At 36.9% G+C, this 15888-nt stretch carries 18 protein-coding genes; 17 read left to right on the forward strand and 1 reads right to left on the reverse strand.

Features of this window, described 5'->3' with window-relative positions; genetic code table 11:
• Positions 1-20 precede the first annotated feature (20 nt).
• Both mreC and mreD read left to right on the forward strand, forming a co-directional pair.
• Entirely contained in the window at positions 21-872 is an 852-nt protein-coding gene (gene mreC, locus JF73_RS03800; protein WP_046327037.1) for a rod shape-determining protein MreC, read from the forward strand.
• On the forward strand, positions 872-1402 hold the full coding sequence (gene mreD, locus JF73_RS03805; RefSeq protein ID WP_046327038.1) for a rod shape-determining protein MreD: 531 nt from the start codon (positions 872-874) through the stop codon (positions 1400-1402). The genes mreC and mreD overlap by 1 nt, the downstream gene beginning before the upstream one ends.
• A gap of 32 nt (positions 1403-1434) precedes the next feature.
• Here mreD and JF73_RS09520 read toward each other — a convergent pair whose 3' ends face one another.
• Positions 1435-1566 carry a DUF4044 domain-containing protein gene (locus JF73_RS09520; RefSeq protein ID WP_084608687.1) on the reverse strand — a complete coding sequence of 44 codons (132 nt, stop codon included), beginning with the start codon at positions 1564-1566 and terminating at the stop codon, positions 1435-1437.
• 102 nt (positions 1567-1668) lie between these two features.
• Between JF73_RS09520 and JF73_RS03810 the strand changes: the two genes are divergently transcribed.
• The 15 genes from JF73_RS03810 to JF73_RS03880 all read left to right on the forward strand — a co-directional run bounded on the left by JF73_RS03810 (position 1669) and on the right by JF73_RS03880 (position 15722).
• Positions 1669-1995: a DUF3397 domain-containing protein gene (locus tag JF73_RS03810; RefSeq protein ID WP_046327039.1), complete on the forward strand. Its 327-nt coding sequence runs from the start codon at positions 1669-1671 to the stop codon at positions 1993-1995.
• 168 nt (positions 1996-2163) lie between these two features.
• The gene (gene mraZ / locus JF73_RS03815; RefSeq protein WP_038522316.1) at positions 2164-2595 is read left to right on the forward strand and encodes a division/cell wall cluster transcriptional repressor MraZ; all 432 of its coding nucleotides are present in this window, start codon (positions 2164-2166) and stop codon (positions 2593-2595) included.
• Positions 2596-2597: 2 nt separating this feature from the next.
• Positions 2598-3545, forward strand: coding sequence for a 16S rRNA (cytosine(1402)-N(4))-methyltransferase RsmH (gene rsmH / locus JF73_RS03820; protein WP_046327040.1), 948 nt, complete (start codon positions 2598-2600; stop codon positions 3543-3545).
• Between the two features lie 13 nt (positions 3546-3558).
• Positions 3559-3921 carry a cell division protein FtsL gene (ftsL, locus tag JF73_RS03825; RefSeq protein WP_046327041.1) on the forward strand — a complete coding sequence of 121 codons (363 nt, stop codon included), beginning with the start codon at positions 3559-3561 and terminating at the stop codon, positions 3919-3921.
• A complete protein-coding gene (locus JF73_RS03830) occupies positions 3921-6086 on the forward strand; it encodes a PASTA domain-containing penicillin-binding protein (protein WP_046327042.1) in 2166 nt (721 codons plus the stop codon). Before ftsL ends, JF73_RS03830 begins: the two co-directional genes overlap by 1 nt.
• Positions 6087-6092: 6 nt before the next feature.
• A complete protein-coding gene (gene mraY / locus JF73_RS03835; protein WP_046327043.1) occupies positions 6093-7055 on the forward strand; it encodes a phospho-N-acetylmuramoyl-pentapeptide-transferase in 963 nt (320 codons plus the stop codon).
• Positions 7056-7064: 9 nt separating this feature from the next.
• A complete protein-coding gene (murD, locus tag JF73_RS03840) occupies positions 7065-8444 on the forward strand; it encodes a UDP-N-acetylmuramoyl-L-alanine--D-glutamate ligase (protein ID WP_046327044.1) in 1380 nt (459 codons plus the stop codon).
• A 1-nt stretch (position 8445) separates the two neighbouring features.
• On the forward strand, positions 8446-9552 hold the full coding sequence (murG, locus tag JF73_RS03845; RefSeq protein WP_046327045.1) for an undecaprenyldiphospho-muramoylpentapeptide beta-N-acetylglucosaminyltransferase: 1107 nt from the start codon (positions 8446-8448) through the stop codon (positions 9550-9552).
• A gap of 16 nt (positions 9553-9568) precedes the next feature.
• Positions 9569-10426, forward strand: coding sequence for a cell division protein FtsQ/DivIB (locus JF73_RS03850; protein WP_046327046.1), 858 nt, complete (start codon positions 9569-9571; stop codon positions 10424-10426).
• A 60-nt stretch (positions 10427-10486) separates the two neighbouring features.
• Positions 10487-11845 (forward strand): cell division protein FtsA, encoded by a 1359-nt coding sequence (gene ftsA / locus JF73_RS03855; RefSeq protein WP_046327047.1) that lies wholly within the window; start codon positions 10487-10489, stop codon positions 11843-11845.
• A gap of 14 nt (positions 11846-11859) precedes the next feature.
• Positions 11860-13197 carry a cell division protein FtsZ gene (gene ftsZ, locus JF73_RS03860; protein ID WP_046327048.1) on the forward strand — a complete coding sequence of 446 codons (1338 nt, stop codon included), beginning with the start codon at positions 11860-11862 and terminating at the stop codon, positions 13195-13197.
• A 15-nt stretch (positions 13198-13212) separates the two neighbouring features.
• Positions 13213-13653, forward strand: coding sequence for a cell division protein SepF (locus JF73_RS03865; RefSeq protein ID WP_038522343.1), 441 nt, complete (start codon positions 13213-13215; stop codon positions 13651-13653).
• A complete protein-coding gene (locus JF73_RS03870; RefSeq protein WP_046327050.1) occupies positions 13653-13958 on the forward strand; it encodes a YggT family protein in 306 nt (101 codons plus the stop codon). The genes JF73_RS03865 and JF73_RS03870 overlap by 1 nt, the downstream gene beginning before the upstream one ends.
• Positions 13959-14130: 172 nt before the next feature.
• The gene (locus tag JF73_RS03875; RefSeq protein ID WP_257011441.1) at positions 14131-14961 is read left to right on the forward strand and encodes a YlmH family RNA-binding protein; all 831 of its coding nucleotides are present in this window, start codon (positions 14131-14133) and stop codon (positions 14959-14961) included.
• A gap of 5 nt (positions 14962-14966) precedes the next feature.
• Positions 14967-15722 carry a DivIVA domain-containing protein gene (locus JF73_RS03880; RefSeq protein WP_046327400.1) on the forward strand — a complete coding sequence of 252 codons (756 nt, stop codon included), beginning with the start codon at positions 14967-14969 and terminating at the stop codon, positions 15720-15722.
• The last annotated feature ends 166 nt before the right edge of the window (positions 15723-15888 follow it).

Genomic DNA, 15888 nt, shown 5'->3' on the forward strand with positions numbered 1-15888 from the left:
TCTTTAGGGACTGTTTCCATATGAAGAAATTTTTACAAAATAAGAAATTATTATCAGCATGTATAATAGTGGTCTTGATTTTTGCTATTCTAGGTGGCAGTGTTTCTATGCGTAACAAGCGAAATACTCCCATGATTATTCAAAGTTTTGGTAACGATGTAGTTGCTGTTGGTGCAAGGATAATTGATTTTCCTCTTAGTTTTGTTTCTGGCAGTTTGAATAATGTTCACGATCTTATGAATACTCAGAATGAAAACAACTATTTAAAGAGTAAAGTTACTGATTTGGAACAAACAAAAACTCGGAATGCCACCCTTGAAGCTGAGAATAAGCAACTTAAATCAGCCCTTAAATTAAAAGAAAGTTTGACAGATTATGAGAAAATTCAAGCTTCAGTTATTTCTCGTTCGCCAGACAGTTGGTCAGATCTTTTAATCATTAATAAAGGGACAACAGCAGGATTACGTAAAAATATGGCAGTAATGTCTGGAGGAGGCGTTATTGGTCGTGTTGTAGAGGTGAATGCTGCTTCGGCTAAAGTTGAATTAATTACTACGAGTGATAAATCAGCTAACCGTTTTGCAGTTGAAGCTCAAGCTGTAAATGGTAAAAAAGTACATGGTATCATCACTGTTATTGGTGATAATACTTTAGCTTTTACGCAAGCAGTTGACGGTAAAAAGTTAAAGCGTGGTACAAAGATATACACCAGCGGTATGGGAGGTAATTCTCCTAAAGGCTTGCTTGTGGGTACAATTGCAACGACAACACATGATACATTTGGTCTATCTGACCTAGTTAAGATTACACCAGCTGGGGAATTAAATGACCCTTCTGTTATTACCATTATCAAAAGAAAGGTGGATGACTAATGAGGTCTTTGCAAAAATTTAGTCTTGCTTTTGCCATGTTTGTTGCTCTAACAGTAAATGGCAGTCTGTCATTTTATCTCCACCAGTTCTTTTCATTTGGTAATGCGTCAAATTTGTTGTTACCTGTAAGTATGATGCTAATTGCACTTTTTGATGATACGAATGCAAAAGAAATTTGGCTCGCTTTGGGTGCTGGCGTTGTTAGTGACATATATTCCTTTGGCATCATTGGTATTTATGCAGTTTGTTTGCCACTACTTTGCTGGCTTTTACAAAAGGTCGCACGTTTTTTACCTGAAGTTTTTTGGGCTCGGATTTTAGCAGTTTTAGTTGCAGCAATTTTAGTTGACTCTTTTACTTGGCTTGTTCTCAATGTAACCGGTCTGTCTAATATTGCTTTTACAAGCCTTTTGCAAAGTATTTTTCCTACTTTAATTTGGTCTTTTATTTTTGCAGCAGCTACATATAGATTATGGTGGAATTTAGCACGAGACCATCCATTTATGATTAATTTAGAAAATTATCGCTAATAAAAAACGTGAGAAATTATTCTCACGTTTTTTTATTGGATAAAGCCAAGGGCGCCTACAGCTTGCATTACAACTGCTGCTAAAGTAATAATCGCCATTAACCAAGCCATTGCGATCGTCAGTTTTTCAAATTTAGATCTTTTTTTCTTATGTCTTCGCGTCATTGATAGACCTCCCTATTTGAACAATATTTTATGCTACTTAATTGTTTTTTTCAAACGACTAGTAGGATAAAATAGAAATTAATAAACGAGGTTATAATAAAAATGTTTTCAATTTTGATAATTCCATTAATAGGACTTGCATTGGCTTTTATTGTAAATAAAATCTTCCCAAAAGCTCAGTTTAGGGGCTATGACTTATTGCCCATATTTTTTATATATGGTTGTCATTTGATAACTAAACAGCAGCAAAAACCCGAATTTTTACCCTATGGCTTTTTTGTTTTTTTCTTTTTGGTAATCTTGCTTGCCGTTTCCGATGCTGTCAAAAACAAAAACCTTTCCTTAGGCAAAACAATGCGTAAAATCTGGAACTATTTAACAGTGAACACAATTTTTTGGTATTTAGGCCTGTTATTTATGATGATATAGTCAAACTTAAAATAAAAAAATTAGCAAAAATACTAGTCGCAAACCCGAACAGGTTTGCGACTTTTGCTTTTTGTGTCATTAAAAAATAAATATTTAGCTTTTTTTGATTAAAAAGTGGTAGGAAGTGGTGAATTGTGGTAAATTATTCAGTGGAAGGGGGGCTAAGCCATGTTCATGGGTGAATTTCATCACAATCTTGACAGCAAAGGGCGTTTAATTATACCTGCCCGTTTGCGTAGTCAAATTGGTGACAAGATGATTTTTACCCGCGGAATGGAAGGCTGTATTTTTGGCTATACTACTGAAGCATGGCAAAAAATTGAAGCTAAATTAGCGCAACTTCCATTAACTAAGAGAAACGCGCGTAGTTTTACGCGTTTGTTTTACTCTGGTGCGATGGAATGTGAATTTGATAAACAAGGTCGTGTAAATCTGACCACAACGTTGAAGAAACACGCAGCCTTGGTTAAAGAATGTGTCATTGTAGGAGTTTCTGACCGAATAGAGATTTGGTCGAAAGAACGTTGGGAAAACTTCAGTGATGAAGCAAACGAAAACTATGATGATATCGCAGAAAATTTGGATGATATTGAACTATAACTATGGAATTCAAACACACCAGTGTACTCTTACACCAAACAATAGAAAATTTAAAACCAAAAAATGGTGGTCTTTATGTAGACGCGACATTTGGTGGTGGCGGACATGCAAAATATTTACTAGATCAACTTGCAAATGGCACTTTAATCGGCTTTGATCAAGATGAATATGCAATAAATTCGGCCAAGTTAAACTTTGCTGATTTACTCAAATCTGATGCAAAACCTAAATTACAACTAGTACACGACAATTTTAGTCATTTAAAAATTAACTTGGTTAAGCTGGGTTACCAGAATGGCATTGACGGTATTTATTATGATTTAGGCGTATCTTCACCTCAATTCGACCAAGCACAAAGAGGCTTTTCTTACCGCTTTGATGCTAGGCTGGACATGAGGATGGATCAAACTCAAAGTCTTGATGCATATCAACTTGTCAATAATGCAAGCCAAAAAGAGTTAGCTGATATTTTGTATCAATTTGGCGGTGAAAAATTTTCTCGTCAAATCGCCCATAAAATTGTTCTTAAAAGACAAAAACAGCCAATTGAAACAACCTTTGAACTAGTTGAGGTTATTAAGGAAGCAATTCCAGCGTATGCACGTCGAACTGGTGGACATCCCGCAAAGAAGACTTTTCAAGCTTTACGTGTCGCTGTAAATCACGAGCTTGAAGTTTTAAATAAATCGCTTGAGGAGGCTATTGCGCTCCTTAAGCCCGGTGGTCGGATTTGCGTGATTACATTTCAGTCTGATGAAGACAAGATCGTGAAAAATATTTTTAAGAAATATTCTGAGGTTGAAGTTCCAAGAGGGATGCCTGTGATACCAGATGATATGAAACCAACACTTCGTTTGGTTAACCGCAAACCAATTGTAGCTTCTGCTGCTGAGCTTAAAAATAATAACCGCTCACACAGTGCAAAGTTGCGGGTTGCAGAAAAATTATAAAGAGGAAAAGGCAATGGCTGATAATTTAGCAAGAAAAGTAGAGTTTAATCCTAGTGAACAAAAAGTTCTACAACAAAGACAACGTCAGGTTCTTAATCATCACAATGTGGCCTGGACTGGCTTTGAGAAGTTCTTGCTTGCAGTAGGAGTGATGATTACAATCGGCTTAATGACAATGCTTGTTTCTTCCAGTATTTCTGCTACTTCAGCTCAACATGAACTTACAAATGTGCAACGTTCTGTAGCTAAGAGTCAGAGTCAAGTTGGAGATTTGCATCAAGAACTAGGAGAACTAACTTCGAGCTCGCGCATGAATAAGATTGCTCGCAGCAAGGGGTTGGCTTTGAATGAAAAAAATATTAGGACTTTACGCTAATGAAAAAACGCGTTAGTAATTCGAATACTGAACAATCCAAAGCTCACGGATACCGTTTTACAGTCGGGAGATTTCTCGAGGTAGCTGTTGCTTTGGTTTTTCTTGTATTTATAGGTAGATTTTTATATATTGGTATTTCAAATAAAGTTAATGGGCAGAATTTAACGGCCAAGACTGAGCAGTTATATATGCGTAACCAAGTGCTAAAGGCTAATCGCGGCACTATTTATGATCGTAATGGTTTGGCAGTGGCTCAAGATTCTCACTTGTACACTATTTATGCAATTCTAGACAAGTCTTCTATCAATTATAAAAATAAGCCGGAGTATGTAGTAGATAAAAATAAAACTGCCCAAAAATTGTCTCAGGTCTTACCGCTTAAAGCAGACAAAATTTTAAATTATCTTAACCCTTCACATTCTGTTTTTCAGGTACAATTTGGTACTGCAGGTTCTAATTTGACCAAAAAGCAAAAGGTTCAAATTGAAAAAATGAAACTGCCTGGAATTAAATTTTTTGAAACCCAGTCGCGATTATACCCCAATGGTAACTTTGCCTCTCATATAATTGGCATGGCTACACCCAAGTTTGATGAAAAGACCAGACAGCAAAATTTAGAGGGGACAATGGGGCTGGAAGCCTGGTATGATGATGTGCTTACTGGCAAGAACGGCTACCAGCTCTCAGCTGTCGATGCTTCGAACTTTCAAACGCCTAACAGTGCCCATACTTATAAGGCACCTGTAAATGGTAACAATATTTATTTGACTATTGACTCACAGTTGCAAGCATATCTTGAAAGTAGATTGTCGTATGTGCAAAATACTTTTAACCCTGTTTCTATGACTGCTGTTGTAGAAGATATTAAAACGGGTAAAATTTTAGCTGCTTCTCAAAGGCCAACTTTTAATCCGCAAACAAAAAAGGGCTTGAAAAAGTCCTACCGCAATATTTTGGTACAAGATACGTATGAACCAGGGTCTGTTTTTAAAGTATTAACACTTTCATCATCTGTAAATAGCGGAAATTACCATCCTAACCAATATTATAATTCTGGTTCCGTTACTGTTAATGGTTCCGTAATTCATGACTGGCAACCTCGTGGATGGGGCAGCATACCTTTTTCACAAGCTTTCCCCCGCTCAAGTAATACTGGTTTTGTTCATATTGAACAGCAGATGGGAGCGAAAACGTGGAAGAAATACCTCAAAAGATTTCATATTGGTCAAAAAACGGGAGTTACACTACCTGGCGAACAGGCGGGAACCATCGCCTTTAATTCTCCAATTGATCAAGCTGTTACCAGTTTTGGTCAGGGCGTTGACGTAAATGTCATGCAAATGATGCAAGCTTTTAGCAGTTTAGCAAATAATGGTCAAATGGTGAAGCCGCAATTTGTTGAAAAGATTACTGATGCCAATAATCATACTATTACCGGCTATCAAATTAAAAATGTGGGTCAGCCAGTTTATACCAAGGAAACAGCGGAAGTTGTGCTTAAAAACATGCGCCGGGTTTTAAATAAACGAATTGGGACCGGTGCAGCTTATCAAATGAAAAATCAAAGTATTGCTGTTAAAACAGGTACTGCGCAAATAGCTAACCTTAAAGGTGGGGGCTATTTGAAAGGTAATAATAATTATATCTTTTCTGTTGTTGGGGTTACACCGGCGAAACACCCGCGCTATTGCATTTACATTACTGTTAAACAACCTCGCAGGATGAGTAAACCTGCAGAAGTCATTCTCTCATCAATTTTTAAACCAATGATGAACAGAGTGATCATGATGTCAAAAAATGACCTGAATAGCTCAATGGTAGTTAAAGTGCCAGATATGAAGGGGTTAAGCTATGAAGAAGCTGAAAAGGTCACACAGCGTGTCGGTTTGAAACTGATAAAAATTGGGACGGGCTCGAAAATAACAGAGCAGTCTTATCCTAAGGGACAAAAGCAGCAAGCTGGAAAAACTATTTTGGTGCGGACGAATGGCAAACTTATTTGTCCGAACATGAAGGGCTGGAATCTTGATGAATTACACCAATTTGCTGATTTAACAGGTGTCAAATTAAGCATCAAAGGCTCAGGCGTGGTTCATAAGCAGAGTATTTCTGCTCAAAAGCCTCTAAAAACAGGAACCAAAATCAAAATACAATTAAAGGAGTAGCATTTTATGCTGATTATTAGCATTATTGCATTAGTAAGTTCGTTGGCATTCACAGGAATTGTTTTACCTTGGATGATTATTTTTATGAGGTCACATCATGAAGGACAGGAAATTCGTGATGAAGGACCAAAATGGCATGAAAAAAAATCCGGGACACCAACTATGGGCGGAGTGGTTTTTGTTTTAGCAGCAACCATTTCTACTATTTGGGTTTCTGCATGGCAACATGAAGTATCTAAGTTGATGTGGATATTGCTAATAAGCATGCTGGGTTACGGTATTATTGGCTTTTTAGATGATGGCATCAAGCTCTTTTACAAACGTAATTTAGGTTTACGTGCATGGCAGAAATTTTCCTTGCAAATTTTAGTTGCTCTTATCATCGTGATGATAGCAACAACTGATCATTTTAAATTTAATCTTTATCTGCCGTTTTTCGGCATGGTCAGCAACGTTGTCATTTTTACCTTATTCGTCGTTTTCTGGTTGGTAGGTTTTTCTAATGCTGTTAACTTGTCAGACGGTTTAGATGGCTTGGCTACCGGTTTATCACTTATTGCTTATGCTACTTATGCCTATATTGCATTCAAGCAAAAAAACTTTGCGGTACTAATTTTCTGCATGAGTGTTATTGGTGGCTTAATATCATTTTTTATTTTTAATCATAAACCTGCTAAAATTTTCATGGGTGATGCCGGATCATTAGCCTTGGGAGGCGGGCTGGCAGCTGTCAGTATTTTTTTGAATAGACCGTGGTCGCTCTTATTAATTGGAATTGTTTTCGTTTGTGAAACTGCGAGCGTAATTTTACAAGTGATTTCGTTTCAAACAACGGGTAAACGTATTTTTAAAATGACGCCAATCCATCATCATTTTGAAATGCTGGGTTACTCCGAGTGGAAAGTTGATATTATTTTTTGGTTAGTCGGCTTAATAGGTAGTATTTTATATTTAGTAATATGGGGTTAAAAATAATCAATGAGGCAAGTTAAAACATATCAGGATAAAAAAATTTTAGTTTTAGGCCTCGGTAAAAGCGGTTTTGCAGTAAGTAAATTACTGCTTAAACTTGGTGCAAAGCTGACTTTGAACGATAAGGCTGATTTAAGTAAAAATCAAAATGCGCAAATACTTGAGAAAATGGGTGTGCGCGTTATTGGCGGCAAACACCCAGTTGAATTATTAAGTCAGGAACATTTTGACTATCTTGTTAAAAATCCTGGAATACCGTATGAAAATCCAATGGTGCAAGAGGCACAAAAATTAAATTTGCCACTAATTACTGAACCGGAAATAGCTCTAAGTGTCAGTGAAGCACCATATATTTGTGTCACTGGTTCTAACGGTAAAACTACCACTGTTATGTTGACACAACAGATACTCGACCGCTATTTAAGCCGAAAAGGTCACCATGCTTATGCCGTAGGCAATATTGGTGTTCCTATTTCTTCTGTCGTAGAAAAAGCTACCAAAGATGATATTTTAGTTTGTGAAACCTCAAGCTTTCAGCTTCTTGGTGTAACCGATATTGATCCTGTTATTGCAGTAATTATTGATATTTATAATAACGTGCATTTAGATTATCATAAAACGTTCACCAATTACGTTAATGCCAAACTAAATGTTACTAGAACGCAATCAAGTGGACATTATTTCTTAGCCAACTTTGATCAGAAGGATATTTTACAAAAGGAAAAGCAAGCGACGAATGCTCAGGTTTTAACTTTTTCTGAAAATGATCGCACGGCAGATTATTTTATTGCCGATGGTTATTTACAAAATCAGCACGGAAAAATCATGAAAACTGCTGCTATGAAGTTGCCTGGCTTGCACAATCAGCAGAATGCTCTGGTTGCAAGTGCAATTGCACAATTAATGGGTGCTGCTGATGAGGACATTAGGTCAGTTTTAGCTAGTTTTACCGGGGCGAAGCACCGTTTACAATATGTCATGACCCTTAACGGTCGGAAAATTTATAACGACTCAAAGTCTACCAATATAGAAGCTGCTTCAGTAGCAATTCCGGCTTTTACTGAACCTGAGGTTTGGATTGCAGGAGGACTAGATCGCGGCTTTACCTTTGATTCATTAGTGCCCCTTTTAAAAAAGCACGTGAAGGCTGTAGTTTTATATGGTGAAACCCGTTATTTGCTTGCAGATGCAGCACGTAAAGCAGGTATTGCTAAAATTGTAATTGAAAATACTTTGCAGGAGGCAGTTCCTAAGGCGTATGACTTAACCACTGCAGGTGATGTTTTACTATTCTCACCGGCATGTGCGTCATGGGATCAATTTAGGACATTTGAAGAACGCGGCGATTATTTTGTTAACTTTGTGAAGGAATTAAAGACGAAATAAAATGAGAATAATATTTACTGGTGGGGGAACAGGTGGACATATATACCCCATTATGGCACTGATTGAACGATTAAAAGAACGTAATTTAGCAACCGATGATGATATTTTATTTGTTGGAACTAAAACCGGTCTGGAAGCTAAAATTGTCCCGGCAGCAGGGGTCAATTTTAAAACTATTGAAATGCGTGGCTTTTCTCGTAAACATATATTGAGTAATTTTGCTACAATTAACCTATTCTTAAAAGCTACAAAAAAAGCAGAGAAAATCATCACTGATTTTAAGCCTGATCTGGTGATGGGAACCGGTGGCTACGTCAGCGGGGCGATGGTCTACCAAGCAGCAAAAATGAAAATCCCTACGATGATCCACGAATCAAATTCCGTTGTTGGAGTTGCTAATAAGTTTTTAGGTCATTATGTAGATAAAATTTGCTACACATTTGACGATGCGGCTAAGCAGTTTAGAGAAAAAAAGAAACTGGTCAAAACAGGCAACCCGCGTTCACAGCAGGTGCTCAATTTATCTGCAACCAAGGTTGATATGCAAGAAGAATGGGGTCTAAATCCGCAAATACCGACTGTTCTGGTATTTGGTGGTTCTCGGGGTGCTTTAGCTATCAATAGGATAATGCTGAAATCATTGACTCGACTTGAAAAGAAACCTTATCAAGTTATCTGGGTAACAGGAACATATTATTATAAGGAAATTGAGCAAAAATTAGCTGGTGTCGATTATGGCAACAGTATAAAGGTTTTGCAATACGTAAAAGATATGCCGGCTCTATTACCAAAAATGATTTGTGTAGTTTCTCGGTCGGGAGCTACCAGTATTGCTGAGTTCACTGCCTTGGGTGTTCCCGCAATTCTAATACCTAGTCCCAATGTAACTCATAATCATCAAATGAAAAATGCACTTGATCTTGAAAAAGCAGGAGCTGCAACGGTGATTGCAGAAGATGATCTTAATATTAATAACTTCATTTCTTCAATAGATCATATTGTGCTTGATCGCAAATACTATAATGAGATGAGTCAGGCATCCAAAAAACTAGGTGTTCCAGATGCTTCAGATCAAGTAATTAAAGTAATGCAAGAAATTTCCCAATAAAAAGGAGGTGGGGCAGTTGACAAAAAAGCGCGTAACCAAGATAGATCCAAAGGAAAAGTTGTCACCTTATTTGGACCATCAATCTAATCGACAAAAGAAAAAGACCAAAGCTAAAACAAAGGTCTCTGCCTCGCTTTCCCAACTACGTAATGAAAGAAAGTCAGCGTTATTAAAACGTTTAGGTCTCCTTGTTGGTATATCACTTTTTGCGATTTTAGTTTTAGGTTATTATATTTCTCCTCTTGCCAATGTTAAAAGTGTTCAAATAGAAGGAGAAACAGACCTGCCAGTAAAAGATGTAGTTACTGCTACCGGAATAAAAGCCAGTGATAAGGTCGTTGACTATCTTTTTAATAAGCAAGTTGTAAATAACAAATTATCCCAGAAATACTCTGAAATTAAAAATGTCAATTTTCGGGTAAAACATTTTAATAATTTAGTAATTAAAATTGATGAATATCACACTAAAGGATATATCAAAACAAATAAGGGCTATCGCAAGATACTTTCACATGGCAAATTAGGTAGCCAATATATTCCTTGGTCAAAAGTTAGCTCAGATAAACCGGTTTTTGTCGGATACAATCACGAAATTTCCTTAAAGGAAACTTTAAATTTGTTCAACAGCTTACCGAGTGATTTTCAAGATCAAATCAAATTATTAAGTGGCAATACTCGCAGAAAATCCCAAGTAATATTTTTAATGAAAGATGGAAATGTAGTTATTGGCAACGTTTCTACCCTCAAAAGCAAATTAAAGTATTATAATAAAATAAAAACTAAAGTGGGAAAAAATACTTTGATTGATTTAGAAGTAGGTGCGTTTAGCAGGCCACTTACACCAAACGAAAAGCGAGCTTATGGTATAACTTAGGCTGATTTTGAGCTCCTTTTATGGTAAAATTTTTTTAAAAGCAGCAACAGGGGGTAAATTTTGGACAATTCAAATTTATTAGTGGGCTTAGACATTGGCACCACAAGTGTGAAAGCGGTTGTAGCCGATTCAGGCAAGGTAATTGGAGCAGTTGCGGTTCCTAATCAAGGGATGCGGCATGGTAATATAGTTGATATTGATGAAACAGCATCTGCTATTAGTAAAGCATTAAAAGAAATAGCTAAAAAAACAAATGCTAATATTTACCGAGTTGTAACTGGTATACCTGTAGGAATGTTGCAGCTTGAAACTGCAAGCGATTTGGTTAATGTAGGCGATAATGGTCAAGAGGTCGGCAATCAGGATGTAATGCGTGTTGTACGTGCTGCAGTCAGATCTGCCGTTAAAAATGAACGCGAACCTATTGCCTTTTTGCCAAGCCGTTTTTTAATTGATGGCAGAACTGAAGTTGATGATCCCCGCAAAATGATTGCTCATTCGCTTTCCGTACAGGGTATCATGCTGACTGCCCCAGCTAGTCCTTTGCATAATATTAAAAAAGCTATTGAACGTGCTGGCTATCGTAACAACTTTTTTATTCCCACCCCACTTGCAATTGCCAGCGTAGCTTTAACTGAAAGTGAACGTCATTTTGGCTCAATTATCCTTGATTTAGGCGGAGGTGTTACTACTGCTACTGTAATTCACAATAATCAGATTAAATATGCCAATATCGATTTTGAAGGTGGCAGCGATATTAGTAATGACATCTCAGTTGTTCTCAGCACTTCAAAAAGAGACGCTGAACAAATTAAATTAGATTATGGTTATGCCGATCCTAATTTGGCCTCAAGTAAAAATAAATTTGCAGTAAATAGCGTCGGTTCCAATGGCCAACAAATGATTGATGAAGAATATTTAAGTGAAATAATCAACGCTCGGGTCATGCAAACCATTGATAGAATTGAAAAAGGTTTAATTAAGCATGATGCCTTGAAATTACCGGGCGGCATTGTGATTACAGGTGGAAGCAGTCTTCTACAAGGTTTTGATAGCATAATTGCTAACACTTTAAACGTCAAAGCCAGAATTTATCAACCAGATCAGATTGGAATGCGCAATCCAATTTACTCAGCTGCTTTCGGTGTTGTGAACTATGCATATAAAATGTCAGATATTGATTTTTTGGTAATTAATGCAATATACGGTAGTAACTCGTTAGGACAAGAAGAAAATTCGGCTCCAAAAAGTACAAAAACTTCTAAAAGAGCGGCTGCTGTTAATGAAACAAAAAGAAAAGAAGAATATAATAGACATGAGTTACTAAAGCGAGAAAAAAGTTCGCAAAGTAAACCGAAAAATAATACGCAAAATAAAGATAAAAGCTTTAAGAGCTTTTTTAAAAAGTTCTTTGATTAAAGGTGGTTAATTAGATGGATTTCACGTTCGATTCAGACGACAATAAAAATGCTGTCATCAAAGTTATTGGTGTCGGTGGTGCTGGTGGTAATGCTGTTAATCGGATGATCGATGATGGTGTGCAAGGAGTATCTTTCGTTGCTGCTAACACTGATGTACAAGCATTAAATAGTAATAAGGCTGAAAATAAAATTCAACTTGGGCCTAAATTGACGAGAGGATTAGGTGCGGGTTCTCACCCAGAAGTTGGTCAAAAAGCTGCAGAAGAAAGTGAGCAGACTATTGAGGATGCGCTAAAAGGTGCGGACATGATCTTCATTACTGCCGGTATGGGTGGCGGCACTGGTACTGGTGCTGCACCTATTGTAGCTAAAATTGCGCGAGAGACAGGCGCCTTGACTGTCGGTGTTGTCACTCGTCCTTTTACTTTTGAGGGTCCTAAGCGTTCAAAAAATGCTGCTGAGGGAATTGCGCAACTGAAACAATATGTTGATACACTAGTTATCATTGCCAATAACCGTTTGCTGGAAATGGTTGATAAGAAAACCCCAATGATGGATGCCTTTAAAGAAGCCGATAATGTTTTAAAGCAAGGTGTACAAGGTATTTCTGATTTGATTACTTCCACTGATTACGTAAACCTTGATTTTGCGGATGTTAAAACAGTGATGGCTAACCAAGGAGCGGCTTTAATGGGAATTGGTCGTGCGAGTGGTGAAAACAGAACGGTTGAAGCTACTAAGTTGGCTATTTCGTCTCCTTTACTTGAAGTATCAATTGATGGTGCTAAACAAGTTTTGCTTAACATAACTGGTGGTCCTGATTTAACTTTATTTGAAGCACAAGATGCGTCTGAGATAGTATCTAAGGCTGCTGGAGATGACGTTAATATTATTTTTGGTACTTCCATTAATCCTAATTTAGGAGATGAAGTTGTGGTAACTGTAATTGCTACTGGAATAAATTCACAAGCAGAAGAAGAAGCTTCTAAGCAGTTACCAGGTCACAGCCACCAGATTAAATCTCACCCTGAAAGTGTTAGTTCAAATAGTGCTGCTGAAACAGCTAACAGAACTGCTTCTGAACCAAAATCAGGCTTAAGCAGCGCTTCTGGCTCAGTTCAACAAGCTCCTAAGCATAAACCTATGGTCGATCCGACAAGTGTCTGGGGCTTAGACAATGATAATGAAGGGAATCGTCGTACAAATCCAAGTGAGATCAGTTCGCAAGAAGAAACTTCAAGTTCATTTGATGACGATGATCAGAGCCGAATTTCACAAATCGAAACTAACGCTTTTGATGACGATGATACTGATGACATTCCATTTTTCAGGCATCGTGGTGAAAACTAATAGGAGGCAAAAGTAATGGCTTTTAGTAAAATAGGCAAGTTCTTCGGTGTTGCCAGCGATGATGACGAAATGCTGGAAGATGAATACGGTGAAGAACAGCAGATAGCTGATGAGGACAATCTTAATAACGGTGCAATTGATCGTGACAAGGTAGTTTCTATCAAGTCGGGTATCAGCGCGAATAAGAGTAAGATAGTTCTTTATGAGCCACGTGTATACTCAGATGCAAAAGATGTTGCCCAAAATTTGCTTAGTAATAAAGCGGTAATCATTAATTTTAGCCGAATGGAAGATGCTTCTGCTAGGAGAATTGTCGATTTTATCACGGGTACTGTTTACGCTTTAAATGGCGAAATTCAACGTATTGGGGATAAAATATTTTTGGCTACACCACCAAAGTTTGTTACTAATGGTAAAATTAGTGATTTAGTTGATAAGAAAGATACTTTGAGTTAATGGCAATCAGAATAATATACTACGGAATTTACATACTAAACTATGCCATTTGGATATATAGTATTGTTATGGTGATTGATGCGATTTTAAGTTGGGTTCCTTCAATGCGTGATTCAGCTGTTGGCAGAATAATTAATCGCATTATTGATCCCTACTTAAATCTCTTTCGTAAAGGTCCAATTGAACGGTTATCACAAACTATCGGAATTGATATTTCTTTTTTAATCGGTCTATTATTGCTTTACTTTGTGCAGGATTATGCTATTAAATGGCTTGCGAATATTCTTTTCCGGATATTTGCTTAATTACAATTTAAAAATGAATAAAATAGCTGATAAAACTCGTTAAACAAAACTTAGCTTTATCAGCTATTTATTTACAAATTTACTTACCTGCCTTTACCAGTTTGTTCATGCTATAATTAATCAAAAAAGAAGTTTCATTCTCAAGAGTTTGAGTGTTTTTAGGAGGAATTTTGTGAAAATAGAAAACGTTTATAAGCGTAGCCATTATGCTAAAAACGTTTTATTTAAAAATGATGTTGCTGCAGAAAAAACAGTAGATAAAATGGCTGGTTTTATCAACGACGTTCTTTATAAGCACAACGTGGTATTGACAGATTTTTTAAATCCTGGAGAAAGGGATATTCTCAAAAGTGTAGCTGGTGACGATGTTAGCTTGCTCGAATTTGGCGGCTATAATTCTGCCGAAAAAAAGCGGGTGTTGTTAGATAATAGTAATTTAGAGTTCTCACCAGCAGCATTTCAAATCACTGTTTTTGACATTGTGTATTCTCAAAAATTTGCCACCTTGACACATAGTGCAATCTTGGGTTCTTTAGCTAATTCTGGTGTTGAAACATCAACTTTTGGTGATATTATTACTGATGGTGCTGGTCACTGGCAATTTTTTGCTAAAAGTGAATTGAGCGATTTTTTTACCAGTGAAATAAATTATATTGGTCACACGAAGGTGAGATTAAGACCTACCACTAAGCAAAAAGTTCTTATTGTAGAAGATGATAGCGCACAAGCGACTGCCATTGCTTCTTCTTTAAGACTAGATGCGTTAGTAGCTGCTATATCGAAAAAAAGCAGACAACAGACCAAAAATGATATAGCAAATAATTTGGTTAAATTGAATTGGCATAGTGCAACCAATTTTAATATAATGATTAAAGAAGATGATGTTCTAAGCATAAGACACTTTGGCAGAATAAAGATTTTAGACGTTAAAACAACTAAGAAAGGTAAATTTAAGGTGGTGTATAAACTGTGGCAGACGAAAAGGAAAAAGAGCAAAGACTAACTCCGATGGAAATTCACAATAAAGAATTTAAAAAGCGGGGCTTCAGTGGATACGATAGACGTGAAGTAGATAGTTTTATAGATCAAATTATTAACGATTATGGCGATGCTCTTGATCAAACTGTTGATTTAAAAAATGAGGTTGTCAATTTACAAAATCAAGTTTCTGAATTACAGAAGCAAGTTGACCAGTATCAACAAAACGAAAATGCAACTAAAGAGGCAGTTGGTAACGCTAAGATTAAAGCGGAAAGAATCATCAACGATGCAACTGTTCAGGCAAATAATGAGGCTGAACAGGCCAAGATTGATACTGATTACCAGCGTCAGCAGCTTGAATCAGTTAAATCAGATTATGATCGTGTCAAAAAAGAGGTTGCTGGTTACCGTAGTTACATTCAAGAGCTTTTACAAAAAGCTATTGAAAATCTTAATGATGAAAAATGGCAAAAAGCTCTTGATAAATACTTCGGTACAGAGCGTTTTTATCCTCCAGATGGTGCAGAACCAATCATGTTAACCGATGAAGAAGAAGAAGTTGACGTAGACGATGATGATGACGATGATGGCATCGAGGTTGACAACGATAGTGCCGATGAAGTAAACTTTGAACAAGACATTGACGAAGATAATGATAGTCCTCAGCCAATGACGGGTGATAGTCCCAGCATTGAAACTGTCAATAATCAAAGCAGTTCTTCCAATACCAATAGTTCAGGTCCTACTGTTATCTTTCCGAATGACTATAAAAATCATAAATAACAAACTGGCAGTAAAACCTAAGAGCAATTCAGCGAATTAGCGCCGGTGTGAGGCTAGTATCAGAGCTCAAAGGTTGATCAGCTGTTAATAATGGTTTGTTACGTAAGTTGTACGATACACAATCAATAAGTGGAGCTTAAAAGCTCAATTTAGGTGGTACCACGAT

Origin of the sequence: Lactobacillus helsingborgensis (assembly GCF_000970855.1) — a bacterium.
GTDB lineage: Bacteria > Bacillota > Bacilli > Lactobacillales > Lactobacillaceae > Lactobacillus > Lactobacillus helsingborgensis.

Bases quoted from the DNA above. Each gene is read 5' to 3' on its own strand.
- mreC (WP_046327037.1), top strand. From the start codon at position 21: ATGAAGAAATTTTTACAAAATAAGAAATTATTATCAGCATGTATAATA.
- mreD (WP_046327038.1), top strand. From the start codon at position 872: ATGAGGTCTTTGCAAAAATTTAGTCTTGCTTTTGCCATGTTTGTTGCT.
- JF73_RS09520 (WP_084608687.1), bottom strand. From the start codon at position 1,566: ATGACGCGAAGACATAAGAAAAAAAGATCTAAATTTGAAAAACTGACG.
- JF73_RS03810 (WP_046327039.1), top strand. From the start codon at position 1,669: ATGTTTTCAATTTTGATAATTCCATTAATAGGACTTGCATTGGCTTTT.
- mraZ (WP_038522316.1), top strand. From the start codon at position 2,164: ATGTTCATGGGTGAATTTCATCACAATCTTGACAGCAAAGGGCGTTTA.
- rsmH (WP_046327040.1), top strand. From the start codon at position 2,598: ATGGAATTCAAACACACCAGTGTACTCTTACACCAAACAATAGAAAAT.
- ftsL (WP_046327041.1), top strand. From the start codon at position 3,559: ATGGCTGATAATTTAGCAAGAAAAGTAGAGTTTAATCCTAGTGAACAA.
- JF73_RS03830 (WP_046327042.1), top strand. From the start codon at position 3,921: ATGAAAAAACGCGTTAGTAATTCGAATACTGAACAATCCAAAGCTCAC.
- mraY (WP_046327043.1), top strand. From the start codon at position 6,093: ATGCTGATTATTAGCATTATTGCATTAGTAAGTTCGTTGGCATTCACA.
- murD (WP_046327044.1), top strand. From the start codon at position 7,065: ATGAGGCAAGTTAAAACATATCAGGATAAAAAAATTTTAGTTTTAGGC.
- murG (WP_046327045.1), top strand. From the start codon at position 8,446: ATGAGAATAATATTTACTGGTGGGGGAACAGGTGGACATATATACCCC.
- ftsZ (WP_046327048.1), top strand. From the start codon at position 11,860: ATGGATTTCACGTTCGATTCAGACGACAATAAAAATGCTGTCATCAAA.
- JF73_RS03865 (WP_038522343.1), top strand. From the start codon at position 13,213: ATGGCTTTTAGTAAAATAGGCAAGTTCTTCGGTGTTGCCAGCGATGAT.
- JF73_RS03870 (WP_046327050.1), top strand. From the start codon at position 13,653: ATGGCAATCAGAATAATATACTACGGAATTTACATACTAAACTATGCC.
- JF73_RS03880 (WP_046327400.1), top strand. From the start codon at position 14,967: ATGGAAATTCACAATAAAGAATTTAAAAAGCGGGGCTTCAGTGGATAC.